We start from the raw sequence: 20,597 nt of genomic DNA on the forward strand, positions 1-20,597 counted from the left end.
CAAAAATACCACCGATATGACGATGAATGGACGCATGACATGACCAAACTGCGCATTGCCTTTATGGGAACCCCGGATTTTGCCCTTGTGGCGCTTAAGGATCTGGTCGCAAGCGGGCATGATGTTGTGTGCGTCTATTCCCAGCCGCCCCGGCCATCAGGGCGCGGGCAAAAGGAAACACCAACGCCGGTTCATGCATGGGCGCAAGAACAGGGCATTGAAGTTCGCACACCGGTATCGTTGAAATCCGACGCAGAAAAACAGGCTTTTGCCGATCTTGATCTTGATGTTGCGGTGGTGGCGGCCTATGGGCTTATTTTGCCAAAGGCGATCTTGGATGCGCCGAAATATGGCTGCTTGAACATTCATGCGTCGCTTTTGCCGCGTTGGCGTGGGGCGGCCCCGATTCAGCGCGCCATTCTGGCCGGGGACGCGGTAACCGGGGTGACGATCATGCAGATGGATGTCGGGCTTGATACCGGTGATATGCTGTCGGTTGGCGAAATTCCGATCACGGCGGAAACCTATGCCAATGGTTTGCATGATGGTCTGGCGACCCTTGGCGGGACGATGATTGTCGATGCGCTGGCGAAATTGCAAAGCGGTGACCTTGTCCCCGTCAAGCAACCTGAAGAGGGTGTGACCTATGCCGCGAAGCTTGAACGGGCCGAGGCAAAACTTGATTTCAATGACGATGCCAGCGCGCTTGAACGTAAAATCCGCGCCTTTACCCCATGGCCGGGGGCCTATTTTGAACTGGGTAAGGAACGGATCAAGGTGCAGGCGGCTGAGGTGACCGATCAAATCGGACCGGTTGGCGAGATTGTCGATGACAAGCTTTCGATTGCATGTGGAACCGGTGCGCTGCGCCCGACCCGTATTCAGCGGCCGGGCAAGGCGGTGATGGATGCTGATGCGGTTTTGCGTGGCTATGACAAGCTTGCCAAGGGTGTGGTGCTGGGCTGATGACCGGGTCTGATATTGCCCCTAAACCCGCAGGTGCGATCGCACATCTTGCTCTTCGTCCGGCACGCAATGCCGATGGGGATGGTGTTTCGGATCTGATTGCTTCGGTGTTTGCCCAATATCCCGGCTGTGTGTTTGATCGCGCGGGCGAATTTCCTGAACTCGACGCCATTGCCGATGATTTTCGGGCGTCACATGGTCGGATGTGGGTGGCTGAGGATCGTGATGGACGTATTTTGGGATGTTTTGGCGTCAAATATGATCCGCCGACACGCGAAGCCGAACTTCACAAGGTCTATCTTGATCAATCCTGTCGCGGGCAGGGCGTTGCCCAGAGTTTGCTGGCAAAGGCGCTGACGTGGCTTGGCGACAAGCATTCAGAATGTGAAACCGTGATGCTGTGGACAGACACACGGTTTGAGGCAGGCCACCGGTTTTATGAAAAATGCGGCTTCGCCCGCACCGGGCAAAACCGCATTCTTGATGATCTTAGCCAATCGTCGGAAATTCAGTTCCGGCTTGATTTTGCCACCTACCGCAAATTTCTTGCGATATAGGGTTCTTACCGCGCGGTATTGGCTTGGATGGCGCGGGTGTCCGGGGTGCCGTCGGGGTTCTTTTTAACCGCACGGGCATCACGGAAACCAAGCTCCCACGGCGGAACCGGGGTGAATTTTTCGGCCAGAAAGTCAACAAAGGCACGGACTTTTGGCGATAGATGGCGTTTGTGCGGATACACCGCCGAAATCCATGCCAGATCATGCACATATTCGGTCAGAACCGGGGTCAGACGCCCGGCCCGGATATCTTCATGCACCAGATATTCGGCCAAACGCGCCATACCCAGACCGGCAACCACGGCTTCGTGCAAAACGTCCCCGTCATTGGCCGAGAAGGATCCTTGCGCGCGGAACGACACATGTCCATCAGGGGTATCGAAATGCCAGTCATTGAAGCTTTCGCGTGATGACAGATGCAGGCAGTTGTGGTTTTCCAACTCTTGCGGTTTGCGCGGGATGCCGTTCTTTTCCAGATATTCCGGCGATGCGACGATCATGCGGCGGTTGACCGCATATTTACGCGCAATCAGCGATGAATCTTCAAGGGCGGACAGGCGGATCGCCAGATCATAGCCATCGTTGACCAGATCGGTGAATTTATCATCGAGTGTCAATTCAATGCGGACATCGGGATAACGGGCAAGAAATTCCGGGATCAGGGGCACGACCTGCATTTTGGTAAAGGCCACCGATGCGTTGATCCGCAAGGTGCCGCGCGGGGCGGCATAAAGCTGGGTGACGACTTCTTCGGCTTCTTCGATCTCGGTCAGGATCGTGCGTGCGCGTTCATAAAAGGCGCGGCCTTCCTCGGTCAGGCTAAGCTGACGGGTGGTGCGCATCAACAGACGGGCGCCAAGCCGGTCTTCGAGCCGGGAGATGTATTTTGAAACCGCCGACGGCGACAGGCGCATTGTCCGGGCAGCAGCCGAAAAGCTTCCCTCCTCGACAGCATGGACAAAGATTTCCATTTCAGCAGCGCGATCCATATCTCGACGATCCTATTTATGACGTTCATTCACAAGTAATGTGCATATTGAGGTAATTCTCTTTCCCCGTAAAGAAAATTAGATTGGGTTCATCGAGAGCGACACGGTTGTCGCCCACACCGAAATATCAGGAGGTCATCATGGCCACTTACGAAGAAATCACCACCCGTTACATCTCCGCCACCGAAATCGAAGCTGGCGTACGTAAAGGTCAGCAGCTCCGCGCTGAGTTCGTCGGTTCCTTCTTCCGTAACCTGTTCAAAGGTTCGGATCAGGTTTCTGACGCGAAACATCCGGCCGGTACCGTTGGTGGTGCTGCCTAATCTACTGAACTTACGACCTTGCTGGTTGAGCGCCGATTGATTTTTCCTCCCCAAGAGGTGCTCCCGCAAGCTGAGACTGATTTCTATCTAGCGTCTTCCTCCCAAGTTTTGACGCTGTTTTCCCGACTGGCCCGGTCACTTTTGTGATCCGGGCCATTTTTTTGTTCGGTCGTCTGGATGCTGAATTTTAGAGGCTGTTATTCAGCACCCTGTGGATGAACACCGGGTGGCACGTAAAAGCCCGGTCGTTCGGAAATCCACGACATCACACTAACAATCGCCATGCCGCCAATCGTCAGTCCGAGCATCACCTCAATCGATATGTCGGCGGCAAACATCCAGCCATAAATCGCCGGCCCCATCGCGGATGCCAGAACCATGATGGCGGTTAATGTGCTGCGCGCTGCGCCGATTTCATCAAGTGGCACCAATTCCGGGATGATGGCGGTCCGAAGGGTGGTTGCAAAGCCGGTTGTGATGCCGACCAGCCCCATATAAATCAAAATCATCACCGGATGTGTCCCCAGTGACAGCAACAGCACCCCGATCATCACCGGGATCAGATGCCAAGGAAACAGGCGACGGGCGGAATATTTGTCAATCAATGGCCCACTGCCAAAGGCACCTAGCACCGATGTAATGGCAAAGACGGTAAAACCGGCTGCAAACCAGCCAAGATCAATGCCCTTGTGGTTGGCAATTGCGCCCTGATGGAAAAAAAGCGCAGTCATCACCAGTGGCGGTGTTGCCAGCATCGGCATGCAAAACCAGACATAGACCGAGCGAAACAGGCGTGGATGACCTGTGTCGGCACTGGTTTGGTCTGGTTCGGTTTGCGCCGTATCGGTAAGGCTGTCTGTTTTGTGCGGCGTTGCCGAGTCTTTGGAGGTTTTGGGTGTGGTTTTGCTTGGTGCTGATCGAAACCGTGCATCGGACCGGATCAGCAGGATGGCCAGCGGGATCAGGATCAGAACGATAAATACCCCGGCCGCGCCATAGGTATATCGCCAGCCAAACAGCGCGATCATTGCCAGCAAGGTTGCGGGTAAAATGGCCTCTGCCAGGGGAAAGCCAAAACTGGCAATCGCAAGTGCGCGTCCGCGATGGCGGGTAAAATAGCGCGCAATACCGGTCATGCTGACGTGGGTCATCAAACCCTGTCCGGCCAGCCGTAAGACAAACAAGGCAGCAATCAACCACCAGACATTGCTGGCGGTGGCAATCATCAGACAGCCAAGCGTCAGCAACCCCATGGTCGCCAAGCTGTAAGACAGGATGTCGACCTTATCAATCCAGCGTCCAACAACCGGCAGGCACAGCGCACTGCCAATCGTAATACCGGCATAGATGTTGGCAAATTCGGTTTCATTCAACGCAAGGCTGGCTGAAATGAACGGCACAAACAGGGCAATCAGAAAGGTCTGCCCAAAGGACGACCCGAAACTGTGCAGTGCGCCAAAGGCAAGCTGCCTTGGGGCTTGGCGAAGCAAAAGGATAAATTGCATGAGGTTTCTAGCAGGAGTTTTGGGGGTGGCGTTTAATAGTATGAGGAAACTATCGCGCGAAAAACGGCCTGTCTACTGCCCTGTCGGGTAGGGGTTGTAGGGCGGTAAATGAAAAATGCCCGCAAACGATAAGCTTGCGGGCATTTTGCCAGATGATTTGTCTGATGATTTTAAAGTCGGTTTAACTCGGCGCAGGGGCCGGTGTTGGACCGTCCTTTTTGCCTTTCCACCAGTTCAGACCGAGAACGGCGAGAAGGACGACCGTCCCGGCAATCTTGGCGGTCAGGTCAGGCCAGAACACACCAACCGTGGCCGGAACAATCAGAACCCGCGAAATGATGTCCATATGGGCAAACAGATAGCCCTCAAGGGCTGCGGCAAAGGCCACAAGACACAAGATCGCGGTAAATCCGGTCCAAAGCACGATCTGGATTGAACCGCCTTCGATGATTTCCGGGTTAAACACCATGAATGCCGGGATCAGATAGAGCCCCTTGGCAAATTTCCATGCCTGAAAACTGGTTTCCATGGGACTGGCGTTGGCAATCGCTGCCCCCGCAAAGCCCGCCAGTGCAATCGGCGGTGTGACGTTACTGTCCTGCGAATACCAGAACACCACCAGATGCGCGATCAGAAGCGGAATGCCAAATTCGTTGGACAATGCCGGACCGACCAGCACGATCAAAACGATATAGGATGCCGTTACCGGCAAACCCATGCCAAGGATCAGGCTGGCAATCAGAACCAGAACAAGTGCCAGAACAATGTGACCGCCGGAAAACGCGATCATCATTGATGAGAATTTCAGGCCAAGACCGGTCAGGCCGACAACGCCGACGATAATCCCGGCAACCGCACAGGCCATCGAAACGGCAACGGCATTCTTTGCACCAAGCTCAAGGGCGGCGATGGTGATTTTGACGCCATTGGCAAGGGCAGATTTCAGCGCATCGTGGCTCGGTTTTTCGCCCTTTTGCGGGGCGACGATGAAGAACCAAAGCACATAGCGAAGGGCGGCAACCGCCATCACCGAAATGATTGCCCAGAACCCGACCCGCATGGGCGAAATGTTCAGGACCAAAAGGTAAATCAGAACCCCAAGCGGCAAGATAAACTGCCAGCCTTCTTTGAGAACCTGTTTCCAATCTGGAAGTTCCGAGACCGGCATGCCGCGCATACCGTTCTTAAGAGCAACGATGTGGACAAACAGATAGACCGTGCCGAGATACAGGATCGCCGGGAAGATCGAAACCATGACGATTTCAAGATACGGCACCTGCGTATATTCGGAAATCAGGAACGCGCCCGCGCCCATCAGCGGCGGGGTAATCTGCCCACCTGTTGATGCCGCAGCTTCGATGCCGCCGGCCTGTGCCGGACGGTAACCAAGCCGTTTCATGAGCGGAATGGTAAAGGCGCCCGTGGTGACCACGTTGGCAATCGCCGATCCGCTGATCGAGCCCATACCGGCAGATGCCAGAACGGCGGCCTTTGCCGGGCCACCGGGTTTTTTGCCCGTGGCGGCATAGGCCATATCGATAAAGAATTTACCCGCACCCGTAACTTCAAGGAACGCGCCAAACAGCACGAACATGAAGATATAGGTCGCAGCAACCCCCATCGGCAGGCCGTAAATGCCTTCCTGACCAAGGTAAAGTTGCCCGACAAGGCGATCAACATCCGCCCCGCGATGCGACAAAATACCCGGCAACCATTCTCCGACCCATGGCAGTGCGCCGCGTGGCCCCGACAGGGCATAGATAATTGCGACGATGCCGATAATGGTCATGCCAAGGCCAACCGCACGGCGGCTTGCCTCAAGCACGGTGACGGTGGCGATGATGCCAATGATCAGATCGGTTTCGCTCCAGAACCCGGCGCGATTGAAGATCGCATCGAGATAGAACGACAGATAAAAGCCCGTGGTAAAGGCACCCGCCAGAAAGGCGATATCAATGATCCAGCCCAGCACACCGCGTTTCTTGTCGCCGCCAAAAGCCGGGAACATCAAGAAGGTCATGAACATGATGAACGCCAGATGGATGCTGCGCTGATAGAACAGGCCAAGCGGTTCGATGCCAGCGGCATACATCTGGAAAAGGGAAAGTGCGACGGCGACAACAGAAATTGTCATCACAACCATTTTGGGCTGTGGCAATTTGTCCGCCATGGATGGAAGCGGTGCCGGTTCAGACATGAGACTTATTCCCCGGTATCAAGGCGGATGGTGACACGGGTGTGTTCAGCCATCTTTGAAAGATATATTTCGTCACCATCATGTGTGACGATGCGATGGTCAACAGCAAGACTTCCGACGCGCAGGGCATAGGCATTGCCCGGCACAGGTTCGTCGATATCCTCAATCCAGTAGCCGCCACCTTTGGCGCTGGTGAGGATTCCACGACCCGGATAATGGCCAAGACCTGCGGCAAAATCGGGTTGGTAGGCACGATGCAGAACCATTTTTCCCAGATCATCGACATAACAGTCTATCACCCCGTCACCGGTTACTGAATGGTTCCAATAAAGGCACCAGCCGGCTTGGCGTGGGATGGGTGTTCTGGCCAAAACGGTTCCATCGTCCGCAATGACCTTGAGTTGGTCGGTTGCGGTGCCCGGTAGCGTTTCGGTGCGCGGGGACGGGCCCGCACATGCCGACAGAAGAATGGTAAGGGCGGCCAATGCTGGCCGCCCCCAATTTAGCGAAATCATGGATACAGTTTCGGCGGAATCGGTGAACCGGTTTCTTCGTAATAACGAAGCGCACCCGGATGCATCGGAATCGGGGTCGAGTTCAGCGCGAAGTCAACGGTGGTGTCGTTGGCTGCCGGGTGAATCGCAATCAGTTCATCAACCTTGTCAAACAGGGTTTTGGTGATCTGATAGGCGAGGTCTTCGTCCATTTCTGCGTTCACGAACAGGACGTTCGGGGTCGAAACGGTGTTGACCGGTGCTTCAACGCCTTCATAGATGCCTTTGCGCAGGGCATAAGGTGCGAAAGTCGGTTCTGCATCAAGGGCCGCAACGATTTCTTCGTCGGTCAGCGCAATCAGCTTGATGTCACGCGTGGTTGCGAGGTTGAGGATCGAGCTGGTCGGCGGGCCAACGCTCCAGAAGCCGGCATCGATGTCACCATCGCGGAGCGCATCAGCGGTTTCGTTGAAGTTCAGGCGCTGTTCTTCGATGTCATCATAGGTGATGCCATTGGCTTCAAGCAGGGTTTTGGCCGAAACTTCGGTGCCCGAACCCGGTGCGCCAACAGAAACGCGTTTGCCTTTAAGGTCGGCAAGCGTGTTGATGCCGCTGTCTGCCATCGTCACGATCTGAACGGCGTTCGGATAGATCGATGCCAGTGCGCGGACGTTATCAAGTTTGCGGTCTTCGAATTTACCGGTGCCGGTGAAACCCGCATAAACGGTGTCAGCAAGACCGATTGCAATGTCACTGTCGCCACGGGAAATCAAACCCATGTTTTCAACAGATGCGCCGGTTACTTCGGCAACTGCGGTGGAACCATCAACATATTTGGTGATCAGTTCGGCCAGGCCACCACCATACGGATAGTAGGTGCCGCCGGTGCCGCCGGTTGCGATGGAAAGCTGTTGTGCCGATGCGGGTGCAGCGGCGAGAATCATGGCTGCGGCTGCTGCAGAAAGCAGATTACGTAGCTTCATGGTAGTCCTCCCTTAGGTTAACGCGTGGTGCGTCGAGATATTCAAAAGATCATTTCAAAACGATTGATCTTTGGGATCGAAAACGACCCTTTTTCGGGGCCTGTTATTTTTGGATTTCAATCGCGACACCGTGAAATGCTGACATGTTTCGCATAATGTGCGCCAGCCAACGGAACCCTGCCAGAAGGACATGCAAAAGAGCATTGTTCAACAGGCAGATCGCTGAAATCTTATGAAAAAAGGTGAGATGCGCAACAGCCAATAACATACCGCCCATTGTGGGCTGGCTGTCAGGTATCCTCCCTTGTTTTCGTTATTTTATCATTTTGGTACTCGAATGTGCAATGTGTATGCCAAATAAGAGAATTAAAATTACTGTTATAAATCAATTGCTTGAATTGGGCGAATTTGCCAAATCGGCGAAATCTTGCTGATTTTCCGTATTTGATCGGCGGATTATTGCCGATTTTTGCGCCGCTTGGATGCCGGATGTTGGGGCAAACGATTGATCTGAATGATCTTTGTGCTAGGCGATTTTGTCGCGCCGAATGTTCAGCTTTTTCATTTTTTCATTGAGCGTGCGCCGGGGAATATCGAGTTCTTCCATCACCGATTTGACGTTGCCATCGTGACGGTCCAGTGCATCGCGGATCAGGCGTTCTTCAAAATGTTTGACCTGATCGGCAAGTGCCAACGCGGTTGCAACCGGTTCTGCCAGATCAAAGCCGCCTTTGAACAGTCGCTGGAATCTGTCTTCGGGGCTGCCGACAAGCAGAACATAGCGTTCCGCGAGGTTTTTGAGTTCACGGACATTGCCCGGCCATTCGTGTTTTTTAAGCTGCCCGATCAAGGACGGTGCCGGTCGGTCATAGGGGCGTTCAAACCGTTCAGCGGCACGTTCGGCAAAAATATCAAACAGAAGGGCAATGTCATCGGTGCGATCACGCAAAGGCGTGATTGCCAGTTCGAACGTATTGATGCGAAACATCAGGTCTTCGCGAAACTGTCGGGCGGAAACCGCGTCGGTCAGGTTTTCGTTGGTGGCACAAATCAGGCGAAAATCGACTTTAACCGGTGAATTTGATCCGACACGCACGACTTCGCGCTGTTCGATCACACGCAGCAGTTTGGCCTGAAGGGCGAGTGGCATGCTTGATATCTCGTCGAGAAAAAGCGTGCCTTTAATGGCATGTTCAATCCAGCCAATCCGCTGCCCCGCCGCTCCGGTGAAGGCTCCTTTTTCATGGCCGAACAATTCACTTTCAGCAGTACTTTCCGGGATGGCCGCACAATTGACCGCGACGAACTTTTCATCGCGCCGGTCACTAAGGTCATGGATGGCGCGCGCGACCAGTTCCTTGCCGGTGCCGGTTTCGCCAGAAATCAGAACCGGCACTTCGGTTGCGGCGATATTGGCGATTTCTTCCTTTAGCGCGTACATCTGTTTGCTGTTGCCGATCAGGCGGCCATCAAGGCTGCCGCGATGGGCAATCTGGCGGCGCAGTTGACGGTTTTCAATGACAAGGCGGCGCTTTTCAATCGCGCGTTCGAGGCTTTCGACAATGTCTTTGGGCTCAAACGGTTTTTCGACGAAATCATAGGCGCCGCTTTTCATCGCCTCGACCGCCATGGGCACATCGCCGTGCCCGGTCATCAGGATCACCGGTATGTCGCCATCGGTGGCAAGAACCGATTTGGTGAAACTGATGCCGTCCATTTTGGGCATTTTCACATCGGTCAGAACCACACCGGCGAAATCAGATGTAATATCGCCAAGCGCATCACGGGCGTCAGCATAGACAGTGACATCAAAATCAGACAGTTCCAGCCATTGCGCCAGCGACACACGCATGGCTTCATCGTCATCAACAATGATGATGTGTGCCTGACTTTTCGGCGGTGTCTGATTGTCGGTCGTCACGATGTTTGTTCCCTAAGCAGTGGCAGGCGGACTTCAAAGCACGCACCACCCGACGTCATGTTATAGGCTTTTATGCTGCCGCCGAAGTCACGCACAATGCCATATGTTACCGAAAGCCCCAACCCGACACCCTGTCCCGGGTCCTTGGTGGTAAAGAACGGATCAAACAGAAGAGCCAGTGCATCATCATCCATGCCCGGTCCGGTGTCGGAAATGCGCATGATCACGTTGGACTCCGCCGTTGTCAGATCAATGCGAAGACGTTTTTTCGGGCTGTCGATCATGGCATCAAGCGCATTGCGAATGATATTGACGCAAACCTGTTCGATGCGCACCAGATCGGCATGGACCATTAACGGCATGCGAAGTTCATGGCGTTCAAGCTGACAGTTTTCCGTTTCCAATTGCGGGCTTAGCAGCTGCAGGGCGTTATCAAGGGCGATCTTAAGGTCAACGGGTTCGAGAACCCCGGTTGATTTGCGCGAAAATGTCTTAAGCTGCCCGGTGATGGCACCCATGCGTTCGGTCAAAGACGAAATTTGTGAAATGTTCTGATCAAGTTGCTCTGTCTTGCCGCGTTCGATCATCAATTTGGCGCTGGCGCAAAAGGTCCGAATGGCGGCAATCGGCTGATTGATTTCATGGGCGATGGCGGCCGACATTTGGCCCAATGCCGCCAGCTTACCGGCCTGAACCAGTTCGTTTTGTGTGCCGCGCAATTCGTTTTCGGTTTTGCGGCGTTCGGTGATTTCTTCTTCAAGGCGGGTGTTCAGACTTTGAATGCGTTCGAATTCAAGGGCTTCGCGTTGGGAAGCCAGTTTTAATTCGCGTTCGCGCAAGAACAGAATGATCAACATGATCAATCCGGATGCAATGATGGTAATCAGCATTACCGTGCCCTGCCGGGCGGTGACGTCGCTCATGGAGGTCAGATAGAAAATCCGCCAATCACTGCCGTCGATTTTCTTTACATCATACAGAAACTGTTCCGACCCAATCGCAAGCGTGCCTTTGCCATCCGAAATCTGCCCGCCGATGTCGAGGCTATTGAGGTCTTCGCCAACATATTGACGGTTGCGTGTAATGCGTTCGCGATCCGCAGCCGACAGAGGCAGCAAGGTGCGGTATTTCCAATCGCCCCGACTGGTCAGTGTAATCACACCATCGGCATCGGCGACAAAGACAACCTCGCCACCGTCCTGCCAGTTCTTTTCCAGCTCATCGAGTTCCAGTTTGACGACGACAACGCCAATGATCTGATCATTGCGGCTTATCGGGGTGGAAATGAAAAGCCCCGCCCGTCCGGTTGTGACACCGATCCCGAAAAAGAAGCCCTCGTGCCCGGCAAGGGACTGATTGAAATAGGGGCGGAAACTGTAATCTTCGCCGACAAAACTGTCGGCGGTGTTCCAGTTGCTTGACGCAATCGTCATGCCGCGTTGATCAAGAACATAAAGCGCTGCTGCACCGGCCCGGTCATTAACCTTTTCAAGATACAGGCTGGCGGTGTGGGCATTTCCGGTGCCAGCGACGGCATCAATGACCTGATGATGGCGCGAGACGACATAGGGTAAATAGCGATACCGGTCGATGGCGGCGCGCAATGAACTGTCATAAAGGGCCAGACGGGCCTGTGCGGTTTTTTCAAGTTCATTGATTGTCAGATTGCCGGTGGAACTGACGGCAAGCCATACCACAAGCCCCGCGATCATGACCCCGGCCAGACTGAGCGTTACGCGGCTATAGGTGCTTAACCAGTAAAAAATGGCTGCCTCCCGGCGGGTCAGGGATCATTTTTGTGTTCGGCGCGTTTGTGATTGATTGGCATGCCCGTTCCGAACGGATGATTGTTATTTGTCCCCGCAGCGGAAAGTCAACTGATACAAGTATGGGCAGGGCTGGCAAAGCCATAAGAGAAGAGGCCTTAATTATGCCTCAGGTGGTTATTTTTTCGCCACATTGGGGTGTAACTTGTATAGTTATGAGAGTTACGAGAAAATTTTATCTGTCCAAAGGGTGAGGTTCAGGTGAGCAAGATCGCACTTGTAGATGACGACCGGAATATCCTGACGTCTGTTTCGATGGCGTTGGAAGAAGAAGGATATGAGGTTCTTACATATTCTGATGGCTCTGAGGCGTTGCACGCCCTGACCAAGGAAGAGCCAGATCTGGCGGTCCTGGATATCAAGATGCCCCGTATGGATGGGCTTGAGCTATTGACCCATTTGCGCAAGAAAACGCAGATGCCGGTGATCTTCCTGACGTCAAAAGATGACGAGGTTGATGAATTGACCGGGCTTCGTCTGGGAGCGGATGATTATATCAAAAAGCCGTTTTCCCAGCGTTTGCTGATTGAACGTATTCGCACCTTGTTGCGGCGTGCGGAAATCATGCGGGCGGGTGGCGTGCGCCCGAACGGATCGGATGACGTTGTCCAGCGTGGTGACCTTGTGCTTGATCCGTCGCGGCACATGTGCAGCTGGAAAGGCTTGCATGTGAACCTGACGGTGACGGAGTTCCTGCTTATTCAGGCGCTGGCCAAGCATCCGGGGCACGTTAAAAACCGTGATCAGCTGATTGATGCGGCGTACGGCGAACATATCTATGTCGATGACCGTACCATTGACAGTCACATCAAACGCCTGCGTAAGAAATTCCGCGAAACCGATGACGAGTTCAAGGAAATCGAAACCTTGTATGGCGTGGGATATCGTTATCGTGACACAGCCACAGTAGCGGGCTGACACCACGTTTTCGGGCCGGGTTTTTCCCGGCCCGACCAAATTTGCGGGTTTGAATGAGCGACTTTGCCGCCGAAGATAACGACGACCAAACAACGGTCCAGCACGAAACGCGCACAGCACGCATAGAAGAACGTCACGGACTTTTTTCCCCGCTGACGTGGCGTATTCTGGCGGTAAATGCGCTGGCGTTGTTCGTGCTCGTTGCCGGTATTTTGTATCTTGGCCGCTATAAGCAGGAATTGATCCATTCCGAGCTTGAGGCGATGGCGGTTCAGGCGGAAATGTATGCCGCAGCCCTTTCCACATCTGCGGTCAGTTCCGGTGATGATGCGACCAATCAGGTGAAGCTTGAAGTTGCGCGTGAAATGGTGCGGCGTCTTGTCGGCATTACCGGTGCGCGCACACGTTTGTTTGCGGTTAATGGCAACCTGATTGCCGACAGTCGTAACATCAAGTCGTTTGGGGCCGGCACCATTCAGGCCGAAGAACTTCCTGCACCGGGCGAAGACGATTTTTTCGCCGAAATCATGCGCAATCTGACCGATGGGTTGCTCGCCCTGTTTGAAGGCGATCAGCCCTTGCCGCTTTATGTCGATCCGCCGGTTGCCAGTGCGGCCGATTACCCCGAAGTGCGCGCCGCCCTTGCAGGCTATTCACGCGGGGTTGTCCGGGTGGATGGGCAAGGACGGCGGGTGTTGTCGGTGTCGGTGCCGGTCGCCCGGTTCAAGCAGGTTTTGGCATCGGTGATGATGACCAAAAGTGGCGATACGATTGAAACCGCCCTGCATGCGGTGCGGCTGGATATCCTTAAAATCTTTGTCTTTGCCTTTGGGATCACGGTTCTTTTGTCGATCTACCTGGCCGGAGTGATTACGCGGCCACTGAACCGGTTGGCGCGCGCGGCCGAGCGGGTGCGGCGTAGTAAAAATCGTCAGTTCACCATCCCCGATTTGTCGGATCGCAACGATGAAATCGGTGATTTGTCGACGACATTGCGTGATATGACCGAAACACTCTGGGATCGTATGGATGCGATCGAACGGTTTGCCGCCGATGTCGCGCATGAGATTAAAAACCCGCTGACGTCGCTTCGTAGTGCGGTGGAAACCGCAACACGTTTGAAAGACCCGGAACGGCAACGCCGACTGATGGAAATCATTGCCGAAGACGTGCAGCGTCTTGATCGACTGATCAGCGATATTTCCGACTATTCGCGGATGGATGCCGAACTGTCGCGGACCGAATCCGAAGAGGTTGATTTGCGCCCGCTTCTGCAAACAATGGGCGAACTTTACAATGCCAACCCCGATGGGCCGCGCATCAAGGTTGCGGTACCGGAAAACCTTGTCGTTCCCGCCCTTGAAAGCCGATTGACGCAGGTGTTTAGAAACCTGATTTCAAACGCGATTACCTTTACCCCCGAAGGTGGGGAAGTGCGCGTGCGGGCATGGCGGGATAAGAATCAGGCGATTATCACGATCGAAGATGACGGACCGGGCATTCCGCCGGGCAAGGAAGAGGCGATCTTTAACCGGTTCTACACCGAGCGCCCATCGACCGAGAAGTTCGGTCAGCATTCTGGGTTGGGGTTATCAATCTCCAAGCGGATTATGTCGGCGCATAATGGCGAACTGAGCGCACAGAATCGGGTGCTTGATGATGAGGTCAAAGGGGCGGTCTTTACCATTCGGTTGCCGCTTGATTGATCTGTGACGGGGCAGAAAACCCTCAGTAATCGGTCATTTATCTATGCGTGTGGATAGGGCCCGGCGTTTGGGGTTTGACAAGGCGGTATGAGCCAAGCATCGTTTTCCATTATGTCCCAAATTCACGCAAATTGTATCCTGATCGGCGCGCATGCTGTTTTAGTGCGCGGGGCATCGGGTGCCGGAAAATCCAGCTTGTCGCTGCGCCTGATGTCAAAGGGGGCGGTGCTTATCTCCGATGACAGAACCGACCTTGTTGCGCGCGACGGGCGGCTGATCGCAAGTTCCCCCTCTCAGATCGCCGGACTGTGCGAAGTGCGTGGGATTGGTGTGGTGCGTGGATTGCCTACCAAACCTGAAGGCGACGTTAGACTGATCGTTGATCTGGTTGATGATCCGGACGATGTCGAACGCATGCCGGTTCCGGAAACCGAGCTTATGTGTGGTATTGAAATTTCAAAGTGGAAATTTTGCGTATCTGATCTGGCGGTTGAGGCCAAGATTGGGGTAGCTTTGGCGCTCGCAACGGGTCAGATGCAGCTCGAACCATAAGTCCAACAGGAAATCGCTTTGCAAGAACGTTCAGAAAAATCGCCAGAAAATCCGCAAGATCGATCCGATATGCGTGACGGTTTTGCTGCTGATTATACTGATGCCAAAAACCGGCTGGTTCTGGTGACCGGGGTTTCTGGTGCTGGACGGACGACCTCGCTTAAGATTTTGGAAGATTTCGGGTTTGATGCGGTGGATAACCTGCCGCTTCGATTGTTGCCTGCGCTGATTTCCGGGGCCAAGCACCCGGAACAACCCACCGCGATTGGGCTTGATATCCGAACCCGTGATTTTGGTGTTGATCAGTTTGTCAAAATCATTGCCGAGCTTCGCGACCAACAGGGCGTTAATCCGCTTGTGGTTTTCTTGGACGCCGAAACGTCGGTTTTGCAGCGCCGGTTCACCGAAACGCGCCGCCCCCATCCGTTGGCGCATGACCGACCGCTTGTTGATGCGATCGAGCATGAAAAACGCCTGATGGCGCCGATTGCCGCAACGGCGGACATGACCATCGAAACATCGCGCCTGAAATCAGCCGAACTGCGCAAGATCCTGCAAGACCAGTTTCACATCGGTGAAACCGAAGGCATGGCCGTTTTTGTCAAAAGCTTTTCGTTCCGCCAAGGGGTGCCTGCGGAGGCCGATCTGGTTTTTGACGTTCGCTTTCTGCGCAACCCGCACTATGATCCCGAGCTTCGTCTTTTGACGGGGCTGAATAAAGCGGTTGGAAACTACATCGAAGAAGATCCGGATTTCGCCGGATTTGTCGATGGGCTGCGGGCCCTGCTTGAGCCGATTTTGCCGCGCTATGCCCGCGAAGGTAAGAGTTATCTGACCATCGCAATCGGGTGTACGGGCGGCCAACACCGTTCGGTTTATACTGCGCGGATACTCAATGACTGGATTGCCGATCTGGGGTATGACGTTCATCTCAGTCATCGTGACAAGCCGGATGAACCGAATTCGGGGGAGTGAAGAAGATGGAGAAAACTGCATGATCGGGATGGTGCTTGTCACCCATGGCGATCTCGCGAAAGAGTTCGTATCTGCCTTGCAGCACGTTGTGGGCGAGCAGGAAAATGTCGAAGCGGTCTGTATTGGACCGGATGACGACATGGAACAACGTCGTGCGGATATTCTGGCCAGTGTCGAAAAAGTTGACAGTGGTAAAGGCGTTGTTTTGTTGACCGACATGTTTGGCGGAACCCCGTCCAATCTGGCGATTTCGATTATGGAACAGGCCCATGTCGAAGTGATCGCAGGGGTAAATTTACCTTTGTTGATTAAGCTGGCATCTGTTCGCGTTGAAGGCACCTTGGCCGAAACGGTCAATGCCGCCCAGGATGCGGGCCGAAAATACATCAATGTCGCATCGCGTTTGCTCAGCGGCGAAGAATAAGACTTAAAACAATAAAATCAGGGCCGGACGTGAAAAATGCGTGTCCGGCCAGTGGGGACATACCGCGGGGACATAGATGGCGCAGAAGGAAAAACGCATTTTAACAATCAGTAACCAGCGCGGATTGCATGCCCGTGCTGCGGCGAAATTTGTTAAACTGGCGGGCGAGTTTGAATCGGCGATCATGGTGCGCAACCGTGGTACAGAGGTTTCAGGTGTTTCGATCATGGGTCTTATGATGCTGGCCGCATCCATCGGCACAGAGATCGAGGTCGAGGCTGTCGGACCTGACGCCAAAAAGGCGATTGAAGCCTTAAACGAGCTTGTCGATGACAAGTTTGACGAAGAATAACTGCTTTTTTGCGGTATAAAGAACTGATGGCTTTCAGGAAATAACAAGAACGAGTTGGCAGAAGATCTGGTTTGACAGTTCCCCCAAAAGACCAATCCATATCCGATGAAAACGCAATGGCCGGCCGCCGGATTATAACCGGGCTGGGGGCATCTGGCGGGATTGTGATTGGTCGGGCGTTTGTTCTGGACCGCCAATATATTCAGGTCAGCCGTAAACCGATTGCCGATGATGCCGTTCAGGCCGAAAGCAAACGTCTTCATGATGGCGTTGCGCAAAGTATTGATCAGCTCAAACGTCTGAAATCACAATCTGCCAATGCTGGAAGTGCGGCGTCCGAGGAACTTGGTTTCCTGCTGGATGCCTATGTTCATATGCTGACCGAATCGCGTCTTGTGCGCGGGGCGGAAGAACTGATTGTGTCGCGCAAGCTTAATGCCGTGCATGCGGTCAGTGAAGTCATTGACGTCATTGCCAATCAGTTTTCGGGCATTGATGATCGTTATATCGCCGCACGTGCATCTGACATCCGTGAAGTTGGCTTGCGCCTGATGCGCTGTTTGATCGGGGAAACTGATCGGGCGGCCGACATGGCACCCACCGGTGCGATCCTGATTGCCGAGGATGTCAGCCCGGCGGACATGGCCCGGTTTGAACCCGGACAGTTGACCGCCTTTGTCACCGCCCTTGGCGGGGCAGAGGGGCATACCGCGATTATGGCGCGTTCACTTGGTATTCCCGCCGTCCTTGGGGCGGCCGATATCATTCGCGGGGTTTCAGGCGGCGATCAGATCATTGTCGATGGGGGGCGCGGTGAAGTCATTCTTGCGCCCACTGATGCCGATATTGCCCATTATACCCAGCGTCGTGAAGATTGGCTGGCGGCGCGCAACAAGCTTGCATCCTTGCGCGATGTGCCGTCGGCGACCCGCGACGGGGTTGATATTGATCTGCATGCCAACATCGAATTGCCAATCGAACTGTCCGCCGCCCTTGAAAACGGGGCAACCGGAATTGGCCTTTTGCGCAGCGAGTTCATGTTTATGAACAAGGATTACCTGCCCGATGAGGACGAACAATACGCAGAACTTGCCGATATCGTAAAACGGATGGATGGCAAGCCCGTCACGATCCGGACCCTTGATATCGGGGGGGAAAAGCTTGCGGTTGCGCTTCAGGCGGATATGGGAACCGGGCCGAACCCAGCCCTTGGCCTGCGCGGTGTGCGGTTGTCGCTGCGCAAACCGGAACTTCTGGAAGCCCAGTTTGGCGCAATTTTGCGTGCGTCCCTTCATGGTAAGGTGCGCGTCCTGATCCCGATGGTGGTCAGTGTTCATGAAATGACGCGGGCACGCCATATCTATGAGGGAGTGGCCAAACGGCTGCGCAAACAGGGCCATGCAATCCCCGATGATCTGCCCCCACTTGGGGCGATGATTGAAATCCCGGCCGCGGCCATTGCTGTGGATACGCTGGCACGCGAATGCGATTTCTTTGCCATTGGGACCAATGATTTAACCCAGTATACGCTGGCGATTGACCGTACCGATGATCAGGTGGCGGGGCTTTTTGATCCGTTACATCCATCGGTGCTGCGTCTGATCCGCGATGTGATCAAACTGTCAAACGAACGCGGTATTCCGGTCAGTGTTTGCGGCGAAATGGCCGGTGATCCGCGCTATATTCCATTATTCATTGGCTTTGGTCTGCGTAATTTATCGATGTCGCCGGTGAATTTGTTGCTGGTTAAGCAACGTCTGCGGCGTCTTGATACGCGCAATTCCAAACATCAGGCGGATCGCGTGATGGAACAATGGGATCAGGCCCGCATCGCCATGATGCTTGATGATTTCAACGATCTGGCCTGATCGAAACTCACGACGGGTTTTATCCTCATACAATTTATGGTGACCTTTTGATCTTGCTCGACTTTTGTCGGTCGAAAGCAGGATGCAATTTTGCGCGTTGAAATTTGATGCAAGAAAAGACTTGAAAAAGATATAAAGAAATCTTTATATGTCTTCCATCGCAGTCGAAGAAACGACTGCCAAAGAATTTATCGGCGTAGCTGCAAGACAGATGTCATTGCGGATGCGCAATTTGTGTTTGATTGGAGACGACATGTCGAACTTTACTGATTGCAAGGTCGCAGACATCTCGCTGGCCGGATGGGGCCGCAAGGAAATCGCGATTGCTGAAACCGAAATGCCGGGCCTGATGGCGCTGCGCGAAGAATATGGTGCTGCCCAGCCGCTTGCGGGTGCACGCATCGTTGGTTGCCTGCACATGACCATTCAGACGGCGGTTTTGATCGAGACGCTGACGGCACTTGGCGCGGAAGTTCGCTGGTCTTCATGCAACATCTTCTCGACCCAGGATCAGGCAGCAGCAGCAATGGCGGCGGCTGAAATCCCGGTATTTGCCTGGAAAGGCGAGACCGAGGAAGAATTCTGGTGGTGCATCGAGCAGACCATTACCGGCCCGAACGGCTGGAAACCGAACCTGATCCTTGATGATGGCGGCGACGTTACCCAGCTGATCCACGAAAAATACCCGGAACTTCTCGAAGACATCAAAGGTCTTTCTGAAGAAACCACCACTGGTGTGCATCGCCTTTACGAAATGGCGAAAAAAGGCACCCTTATGGTTCCGGCGATCAACGTCAATGACTCGGTCACCAAATCGAAATTCGACAACCTCTATGGTTGCCGTGAATCACTGGTTGATGGCATCAAACGCGCAACCGACGTCATGGTTGCCGGTAAAATCGGCGTTGTTGCCGGTTTTGGTGATGTTGGCAAAGGTTCGGCTGCGTCGCTTCGCAGTCAGGGTGCCCGCGTTCTTGTGACCGAAATCGATCCGATCTGCGCATTGCAGGCCGCGATGGAAGGGTACGAAGTCACCACGATGGAAGACGCAGCCCCGGTTGGCGACATTTTCGTCACCACCACGGGCAACATCGACATCATCACGCTTGACCATATGCGTGCGATGAAAGACCGCGCCATTGTGTGCAACATCGGTCACTTCGATTCCGAAATCCAGATTGGCTCGCTTAAGAACTACAAATGGGACAATGTTAAGCCGCAGGTCAACGAAGTCGAATTCCCGGATGGCAAACGTTTGATCGTTCTGGCCGAAGGCCGTCTGGTGAACCTTGGTTGTGCAACCGGTCACCCGAGCTTTGTAATGTCGGCATCCTTCACCAATCAGGTGCTGGCCCAGATCGAACTTTGGAAAAACTTCGCCAACTACAAAAACGAAGTTTATGTCCTGCCTAAACACCTTGATGAGAAAGTTGCAGCCCTGCATCTTGACCGTCTTGGCGTGAAACTGACCAAGCTGTCGCAGGAACAGGCTGAGTATATCAGCGTGCCGCAGGCGGGTCCGTTCAAGCCGGATCATTATCGTTACTAATTGGTCTTTGCCAATTTGCATCAAAGCCGGTCCGTTCATTCGGGTCGGCTTTTTTGTGTTCAGCAGGCAAGGTTCCTTGTTAGAAGGAGCAAGCCGCTACCAAAGAGATAGAAATCATGCCCCAGCTTGAAATCGAATATTCTGCCAAACTTCCGATTGCCGATGAGTTGCGCAAGCTCGCGGTTGATCTTCATTATGTCATTGCACGAGAAACCGACGCCGAACTGGCGTCGTTCAAAACCCGGATATCGCCGCTTGAAAATGTTGTGATTGCCGATGGTGATGACAAAAGTGCCATGGTGCATCTTGATATTCGGTTGCTGTCGGGGCGTAGCGAGGCCGTGAAATTTGCCACGGGTGAAGCCGCCCTTGCGGCCCTGTGTGACCGGCTGGAATGGTTGGTCGGGGATTATGCGGTGCAATTTAGTGTCGAGGTCCATGATCTTGACCGGGCGAATTACCACAAGCATGTGACCGAGAAACGTTAAAGCC

Annotated in this window: 19 protein-coding genes; 12 read left to right on the plus strand and 7 right to left on the minus strand. The window is 53.9% G+C overall.

Annotated elements, in window-relative coordinates:
• Positions 1-39: 39 nt before the first annotated feature.
• Together fmt and AC0VXT_RS00305 are read left to right on the plus strand one after the other, a co-directional pair.
• A complete protein-coding gene (gene fmt / locus AC0VXT_RS00300; RefSeq protein WP_475548611.1) occupies positions 40-966 on the plus strand; it encodes a methionyl-tRNA formyltransferase in 927 nt (308 codons plus the stop codon).
• Positions 966-1,523, plus strand: coding sequence for a GNAT family N-acetyltransferase (locus tag AC0VXT_RS00305; RefSeq protein ID WP_475547031.1), 558 nt, complete (start codon positions 966-968; stop codon positions 1,521-1,523). The genes fmt and AC0VXT_RS00305 overlap by 1 nt, the downstream gene beginning before the upstream one ends.
• A 5-nt stretch (positions 1,524-1,528) precedes the next feature.
• Here the strand turns inward: AC0VXT_RS00305 and AC0VXT_RS00310 are convergent, their stop codons facing one another.
• Positions 1,529-2,512 carry a LysR family transcriptional regulator gene (locus AC0VXT_RS00310; protein WP_475547032.1) on the minus strand — a complete coding sequence of 328 codons (984 nt, stop codon included), beginning with the start codon at positions 2,510-2,512 and terminating at the stop codon, positions 1,529-1,531.
• Between the two features lie 140 nt (positions 2,513-2,652).
• On the opposite strand from AC0VXT_RS00310, the gene AC0VXT_RS00315 reads away from it, so the two are divergent.
• Entirely contained in the window at positions 2,653-2,835 is a 183-nt protein-coding gene (locus AC0VXT_RS00315) for a hypothetical protein (RefSeq protein WP_101301098.1), read from the plus strand.
• Between the two features lie 197 nt (positions 2,836-3,032).
• On the opposite strand, the gene AC0VXT_RS00320 is transcribed toward AC0VXT_RS00315, so the two are convergent.
• From AC0VXT_RS00320 to AC0VXT_RS00345, 6 genes are all read right to left on the minus strand, one after another.
• Entirely contained in the window at positions 3,033-4,340 is a 1,308-nt protein-coding gene (locus AC0VXT_RS00320) for an MFS transporter (protein ID WP_475547033.1), read from the minus strand.
• Between the two features lie 181 nt (positions 4,341-4,521).
• Positions 4,522-6,537 carry a TRAP transporter permease gene (locus tag AC0VXT_RS00325; protein WP_475547034.1) on the minus strand — a complete coding sequence of 672 codons (2,016 nt, stop codon included), beginning with the start codon at positions 6,535-6,537 and terminating at the stop codon, positions 4,522-4,524.
• Positions 6,538-6,542: 5 nt separating this feature from the next.
• Entirely contained in the window at positions 6,543-7,052 is a 510-nt protein-coding gene (locus AC0VXT_RS00330) for a DUF1850 domain-containing protein (RefSeq protein WP_475547035.1), read from the minus strand.
• Positions 7,049-8,014: a TAXI family TRAP transporter solute-binding subunit gene (locus tag AC0VXT_RS00335; RefSeq protein WP_022733916.1), complete on the minus strand. Its 966-nt coding sequence runs from the start codon at positions 8,012-8,014 to the stop codon at positions 7,049-7,051. The genes AC0VXT_RS00330 and AC0VXT_RS00335 overlap by 4 nt, the downstream gene beginning before the upstream one ends.
• Positions 8,015-8,540: 526 nt before the next feature.
• Positions 8,541-9,935 carry a sigma-54-dependent transcriptional regulator gene (locus AC0VXT_RS00340; RefSeq protein WP_475547036.1) on the minus strand — a complete coding sequence of 465 codons (1,395 nt, stop codon included), beginning with the start codon at positions 9,933-9,935 and terminating at the stop codon, positions 8,541-8,543.
• Positions 9,932-11,647, minus strand: a complete 1,716-nt coding sequence (locus tag AC0VXT_RS00345) for a sensor histidine kinase (RefSeq protein ID WP_475547037.1) — start codon at positions 11,645-11,647, stop codon at positions 9,932-9,934. Before AC0VXT_RS00345 ends, AC0VXT_RS00340 begins: the two co-directional genes overlap by 4 nt.
• A gap of 369 nt (positions 11,648-12,016) precedes the next feature.
• Between AC0VXT_RS00345 and AC0VXT_RS00350 the strand changes: the two genes are divergently transcribed.
• From AC0VXT_RS00350 to AC0VXT_RS00390, 9 genes are all read left to right on the plus strand, one after another.
• On the plus strand, positions 12,017-12,679 hold the full coding sequence (locus AC0VXT_RS00350) for a response regulator transcription factor (protein WP_051146048.1): 663 nt from the start codon (positions 12,017-12,019) through the stop codon (positions 12,677-12,679).
• Between the two features lie 53 nt (positions 12,680-12,732).
• Positions 12,733-14,385, plus strand: coding sequence for a stimulus-sensing domain-containing protein (locus AC0VXT_RS00355; protein ID WP_475547038.1), 1,653 nt, complete (start codon positions 12,733-12,735; stop codon positions 14,383-14,385).
• Positions 14,386-14,496: 111 nt separating this feature from the next.
• Positions 14,497-14,937: an HPr kinase/phosphorylase gene (locus tag AC0VXT_RS00360; protein ID WP_475547039.1), complete on the plus strand. Its 441-nt coding sequence runs from the start codon at positions 14,497-14,499 to the stop codon at positions 14,935-14,937.
• An 18-nt stretch (positions 14,938-14,955) separates the two neighbouring features.
• On the plus strand, positions 14,956-15,912 hold the full coding sequence (rapZ, locus tag AC0VXT_RS00365; RefSeq protein ID WP_475547040.1) for an RNase adapter RapZ: 957 nt from the start codon (positions 14,956-14,958) through the stop codon (positions 15,910-15,912).
• Positions 15,913-15,931: 19 nt separating this feature from the next.
• Positions 15,932-16,336, plus strand: coding sequence for a PTS sugar transporter subunit IIA (locus AC0VXT_RS00370; protein ID WP_022733908.1), 405 nt, complete (start codon positions 15,932-15,934; stop codon positions 16,334-16,336).
• 76 nt (positions 16,337-16,412) lie between these two features.
• Positions 16,413-16,688 (plus strand): HPr family phosphocarrier protein, encoded by a 276-nt coding sequence (locus AC0VXT_RS00375; RefSeq protein WP_022733907.1) that lies wholly within the window; start codon positions 16,413-16,415, stop codon positions 16,686-16,688.
• Between the two features lie 116 nt (positions 16,689-16,804).
• Positions 16,805-18,556 carry a phosphoenolpyruvate--protein phosphotransferase gene (gene ptsP / locus AC0VXT_RS00380; protein WP_475547041.1) on the plus strand — a complete coding sequence of 584 codons (1,752 nt, stop codon included), beginning with the start codon at positions 16,805-16,807 and terminating at the stop codon, positions 18,554-18,556.
• Positions 18,557-18,809: 253 nt separating this feature from the next.
• Positions 18,810-20,105, plus strand: coding sequence for an adenosylhomocysteinase (gene ahcY / locus AC0VXT_RS00385; RefSeq protein WP_475547042.1), 1,296 nt, complete (start codon positions 18,810-18,812; stop codon positions 20,103-20,105).
• A gap of 116 nt (positions 20,106-20,221) precedes the next feature.
• The gene (locus AC0VXT_RS00390) at positions 20,222-20,593 is read left to right on the plus strand and encodes a 5-carboxymethyl-2-hydroxymuconate Delta-isomerase (protein ID WP_102784568.1); all 372 of its coding nucleotides are present in this window, start codon (positions 20,222-20,224) and stop codon (positions 20,591-20,593) included.
• Positions 20,594-20,597 lie beyond the last annotated feature (4 nt).

The organism is Thalassospira sp. Z349TD_5, assembly GCF_056173045.1.

What these genes read in the sequence shown, in the direction of transcription:
- fmt (WP_475548611.1), top strand. Translation starts at nt 40, where the DNA reads ATGACCAAACTGCGCATTGCCTTTATGGGAACCCCGGATTTTGCCCTT.
- AC0VXT_RS00305 (WP_475547031.1), top strand. Translation starts at nt 966, where the DNA reads ATGACCGGGTCTGATATTGCCCCTAAACCCGCAGGTGCGATCGCACAT.
- AC0VXT_RS00310 (WP_475547032.1), bottom strand. Translation starts at nt 2,512, where the DNA reads ATGGATCGCGCTGCTGAAATGGAAATCTTTGTCCATGCTGTCGAGGAG.
- AC0VXT_RS00315 (WP_101301098.1), top strand. Translation starts at nt 2,653, where the DNA reads ATGGCCACTTACGAAGAAATCACCACCCGTTACATCTCCGCCACCGAA.
- AC0VXT_RS00320 (WP_475547033.1), bottom strand. Translation starts at nt 4,340, where the DNA reads ATGCAATTTATCCTTTTGCTTCGCCAAGCCCCAAGGCAGCTTGCCTTT.
- AC0VXT_RS00325 (WP_475547034.1), bottom strand. Translation starts at nt 6,537, where the DNA reads ATGTCTGAACCGGCACCGCTTCCATCCATGGCGGACAAATTGCCACAG.
- AC0VXT_RS00330 (WP_475547035.1), bottom strand. Translation starts at nt 7,052, where the DNA reads ATGATTTCGCTAAATTGGGGGCGGCCAGCATTGGCCGCCCTTACCATT.
- AC0VXT_RS00335 (WP_022733916.1), bottom strand. Translation starts at nt 8,014, where the DNA reads ATGAAGCTACGTAATCTGCTTTCTGCAGCAGCCGCAGCCATGATTCTC.
- AC0VXT_RS00345 (WP_475547037.1), bottom strand. Translation starts at nt 11,647, where the DNA reads ATGATCGCGGGGCTTGTGGTATGGCTTGCCGTCAGTTCCACCGGCAAT.
- AC0VXT_RS00350 (WP_051146048.1), top strand. Translation starts at nt 12,017, where the DNA reads ATGGCGTTGGAAGAAGAAGGATATGAGGTTCTTACATATTCTGATGGC.
- AC0VXT_RS00355 (WP_475547038.1), top strand. Translation starts at nt 12,733, where the DNA reads ATGAGCGACTTTGCCGCCGAAGATAACGACGACCAAACAACGGTCCAG.
- AC0VXT_RS00360 (WP_475547039.1), top strand. Translation starts at nt 14,497, where the DNA reads ATGTCCCAAATTCACGCAAATTGTATCCTGATCGGCGCGCATGCTGTT.
- AC0VXT_RS00370 (WP_022733908.1), top strand. Translation starts at nt 15,932, where the DNA reads ATGATCGGGATGGTGCTTGTCACCCATGGCGATCTCGCGAAAGAGTTC.
- AC0VXT_RS00375 (WP_022733907.1), top strand. Translation starts at nt 16,413, where the DNA reads ATGGCGCAGAAGGAAAAACGCATTTTAACAATCAGTAACCAGCGCGGA.
- ptsP (WP_475547041.1), top strand. Translation starts at nt 16,805, where the DNA reads ATGGCCGGCCGCCGGATTATAACCGGGCTGGGGGCATCTGGCGGGATT.
- ahcY (WP_475547042.1), top strand. Translation starts at nt 18,810, where the DNA reads ATGTCGAACTTTACTGATTGCAAGGTCGCAGACATCTCGCTGGCCGGA.
- AC0VXT_RS00390 (WP_102784568.1), top strand. Translation starts at nt 20,222, where the DNA reads ATGCCCCAGCTTGAAATCGAATATTCTGCCAAACTTCCGATTGCCGAT.